The 4,602-nt window shown below is 59.0% G+C and carries 1 protein-coding gene; it reads left to right on the forward strand.

From position 1 onward, the window contains the following. On the forward strand, nt 1–4,602 hold a 4,602-nt coding region (locus ACF8SD_RS08900; protein ID WP_392546465.1), incomplete at both ends, for an immunoglobulin-like domain-containing protein.

The raw sequence follows: 4,602 nt of genomic DNA on the forward strand, positions 1-4,602 counted from the left end.
CGGTGCAGCGTTCGAGAACCTGCAACTGGGTGGCGACGCTTCGGTAAAAGTCACCGACACCATCGATGAAGTGGTCGCCAAACTGACCGCTACCCCATCGGTGGCCGAAGGCGGCGAGATTACCTACACCATCACGCTGACCAACAAAGATGGTCTGCCGATCAACAACCACGCGGAGCTGTACTTCAAGCTGACCGACGGCACCAACATTGTCGTGGCGGCCAACAGCACCACCGGTTCGGCCACGGTTATCGCGCCGGACAACGTCTACGTCGGCACCAACGCGCCAGTGGTCAACGCCATTGATTCGGTCAGCGGCCAGGATGCGTGGAAGTTCGAGCAACTGACCCTGGACAAGGCCGAGGTTCAAACTCAGGTTACTGACGAGCCGTCTGGCCAAGGCAACTTGGTCAAGGTCAGCATCGCTGCCGATCAGCTGTCTGTGAATGAGGCTACTGCGCCGACCTTCACCGTTACCCTGAACCAGGCGCTCGACAAGCCATTCACCGTGACTTTGAGCACCGGTGCCACCCTGACCTTCGCGGCCGGTGAAACCACCAAGTCCTATGCCGCTCCGGCGCAGGGCGATGACGTGTTCAAGGACGAGGGCAAGATCACCGTCAGCATCACCAAGGCGGAAGTGGTCGGCGAGCAGCTGGAAAATCTGCAGATCGGCCAGCCTGCTACTGTGGCGGTCACCGATACGCAGAGCCCGGTTACTGCCCAGCTCACTGTGGATAACACCACTGTGGCCGAAGGCGGCAAGATCACCTACACCGTGACTCTGGTCAGCGCAGATCCGAGCCTGCCAGTAACCAACCACAAGGGTCTGACCTTCACGCTGACAGACGGGACCACTGTGACCGTTAAAGCAGGCGAGGCCACCGGTTCGGTTACCGTCACCGCTCCAGACAACGTCTACGTCAACGATCCGGTGACCATTACCCAAGGCCTGACCAAGGTTGAAGGCGCTGGCGCTGATCAGTTCGAACAACTGAATCTGGGCAAAGATACCGTCAGCACAGTAGTCACCGATGAGCCAGGCACTCCGGGTAACCCGGGCGGCAACAACGAAGGTGACTTGGTCAAAGTCAGCATCGTGGCCGATCAAGTTTCGGTCAACGAAGCAACCGAACCAACCTTCACCGTCACCCTGAATAAGGCTTTGGATAAGCCGTTCACCGTAACCCTGAGCACCGGTGCGACCCTGACCTTCGCGGCCGGCGAGACCACCAAGTCCTACGCCGCTCCGGCGCAGGGCGATGACGTGTTCAAAGACGAGGGCAAGATCACCGTCAGCATCACCAAGGCGGAAGTGGTCGGCGAGCAGCTGGAAAACCTGCAGATCGGTCAGCCTGCGTCCGTAGCTGTGACCGATACGCAGAGCCCGGTTACTGCAGAACTGTCGGTAGACAACACTACCGTCGCTGAAGGCGGCAAGATCACCTACACCGTGACTCTGGTAAGCGCTGATCCAAGCTTGCCAGTAACCAACCACAAAGGTCTGACCTTCACGCTGACAGACGGGACCACTGTGACCGTTAAAGCAGGCGAGGCCACCGGTTCGGTTACCGTCACCGCGCCAGACAACGTCTACGTCAACGATCCAGTCACTATCACCCAAGGTCTGACCAAGGTCGAAGGCGCTGGCGCCGATCAGTTCGAACAACTGAACCTGGGCAAAGATACTGTCAGCACCTCCGTGACTGACGAGCCGGGTACTCCGGGTAACCCAGGCGGCAACAACGAAGGTGACTTGGTCAAGGTCACCATCGCTGCCGATCAGCTGTCCGTGAATGAAGCCACTGAGCCGACCTTCACCGTCACCCTGAACAAGGCTTTGGATAAGCCGTTCACCGTGACCCTGAGCACCGGTGCCACCCTGACCTTTGCGGCCGGCGAGACCACCAAGTCCTACGCCGCACCGGCGCAGGGCGATGACGTGTTCAAGGACGAAGGCAAGATCACCGTCAGCATCACCAAGGCGGAAGTGGTTGGCGAGCAGTTGGAAAACCTGCAAATCGGCGAGCCTGCTACCGTTGCGGTCACCGATACTCAGAGCCCGGTTACTGCCCAGCTCACTGTGGATAACACCACAGTGGCCGAAGGCGGCCAGATCACTTACACCGTGACCTTGGTCAGTGCTGATCCAAGCCTGCCAGTGACCAACCACAAGGGTCTGACCTTCACCCTGACTGACGGCACCACTGTGACTGTCAAGGCAGGCGAGGCTACCGGCTCGGTTACCGTCACTGCGCCAGACAACGTCTACGTCAACGATCCGGTGACCATTACCCAAGGCCTGACCAAAGTCGAAGGCGCCGGCGCCGATCAGTTCGAACAACTGAACCTGGGCAAAGATACTGTCAGCACAGTAGTTACCGATGAGCCGGGTACTCCGGGTAACCCAGGTGGCAATAACGAAGGCGACTTGGTCAAGGTCACCATCGCTGCGGATCAGCTGTCCGTGAATGAGGCGACTGAGCCAACCTTCACCGTTACCTTGAACAAGGCGCTCGACAAGCCGTTCACCGTGACCCTGAGCACCGGTGCCACCCTGACCTTCGCGGCAGGCGAGACCACGAAGTCCTACGCCGCTCCGGCGCAGGGCGATGACGTGTTCAAGGATGAAGGCAAGATCACTGTCAGCATCACCAAGGCCGAAGTGGTCGGTGAGCAACTGGAAAATCTGCAGATCGGCCAGCCTGCGTCCGTAGCTGTGACCGATACGCAGAGCCCAGTGACTGCTCAGCTCACTGTGGATAACACCACTGTGGCCGAAGGCGGCAAGATCACCTACACCGTGACCCTGGTCAGCGCTGATCCAAGCCTGCCAGTGACCAACCACAAGGGTCTGACCTTCACCCTGACCGATGGCACCATCGTCACGGTCAAAGCCGGTGAATCGGTCGGCACCACCACTGTCACTGCGCCAGACAACGTCTATGTCAACGATCCGGTGACCATTACCCAAGGCCTGACCAAGGTCGAAGGTGCTGGCGCTGATCAGTTCGAGCAACTGAATCTGGGCAAAGATACTGTCAGCACAGTAGTCACCGATGAGCCTGGCACTCCGGGTAACCCAGGCGGCAACAACGAAGGCGACTTGGTCAAGGTCACCATCGCTGCCGATCAAGTGTCTGTGAATGAGGCTACTGAGCCGACCTTCACCGTTACTTTGAACAAGGCGCTCGACAAGCCGTTCACCGTAACCCTGAGCACCGGTGCCACCCTGACCTTCGCAGCGGGCGAGACCACCAAGTCCTACGCCGCTCCGGCGCAGGGCGATGACGTGTTCAAGGACGAAGGCAAGATCACCGTCAGCATCACCAAAGCGGAAGTGGTCGGTGAGCAGCTGGAAAACCTGCAGATCGGCCAGCCCGCAACCGTGGCGGTCACCGATACGCAGAGCCCGGTTACTGCTGAACTGTCGGTAGACAACACTACCGTCGCTGAAGGCGGCAAGATCACCTACACCGTGACTCTGGTCAGCGCTGACCCAAGCTTGCCAGTGACCAACCACAAGGGCCTGACCTTCACGCTGACTGACGGGACCACTGTGACCGTTAAAGCAGGCGAGGCCACTGGTTCGGTTACCGTCACTGCGCCAGATAACGTTTATGTAAACGACCCAGTGACCATCACTCAAGGTCTGACCAAGGTCGAAGGTGCTGGCGCCGATCAGTTCGAGCAACTGAATCTGGGCAAAGATACTGTCAGCACAGTAGTCACCGATGAGCCTGGCACTCCAGGCAATCCAGGTGGCAATAACGAAGGCGATCTGGTCAAGGTCACCATCGTGGCCGATCAAGTTTCGGTCAACGAAGCCACTGAGCCGACCTTCACCGTCACCCTGAACAAGGCTTTGGACAAGCCGTTCACCGTAACCCTGAGCACCGGTGCGACCCTGACCTTCGCGGCAGGCGAGACCACTAAGTCCTATGCCGCTCCGGCGCAGGGCGATGACGTGTTCAAGGATGAAGGCAAGATCACTGTCAGCATCACCAGGGCAGAAGTGGTCGGCGAGCAGCTGGAAAACCTGCAGATCGGTCAGCCTGCAACTGTGGCGGTCACCGATACTCAGAGCCCGGTTACTGCCCAGCTCACTGTGGATAACACCACAGTGGCCGAAGGCGGCCAGATCACTTACACCGTGACCTTGGTCAGTGCTGATCCAAGCCTGCCAGTGACCAACCACAAGGGCCTGACCTTCACCCTGACTGACGGCACCACCGTGACCGTCAAGGCAGGCGAGGCCACCGGTTCGGTTACCGTCACTGCGCCAGATAACGTTTATGTAAACGACCCAGTGACCATCACTCAAGGTCTGACCAAGGTCGAAGGTGCTGGCGCCGATCAGTTCGAGCAACTGAATCTGGGCAAAGATACCGTCAGCACCTCCGTGACTGACGAGCCTGGCACTCCAGGCAATCCAGGTGGCAATAACGAAGGTGACTTGGTCAAAGTCACCATCGTGGCCGACCAGGTCTCGGTCAACGAAGCCACAGAGCCTACCTTCACCGTCACCCTGAACAAGGCGCTCGACAAGCCGTTCACCGTGACCCTGAGCACTGGTGCCACCCTGACCTTCGCAGCGGGCGA

Source organism: Pseudomonas sp. CJQ_9, assembly GCF_043106615.1.
Taxonomy (GTDB): domain Bacteria; phylum Pseudomonadota; class Gammaproteobacteria; order Pseudomonadales; family Pseudomonadaceae; genus Aquipseudomonas; species Aquipseudomonas juntendi.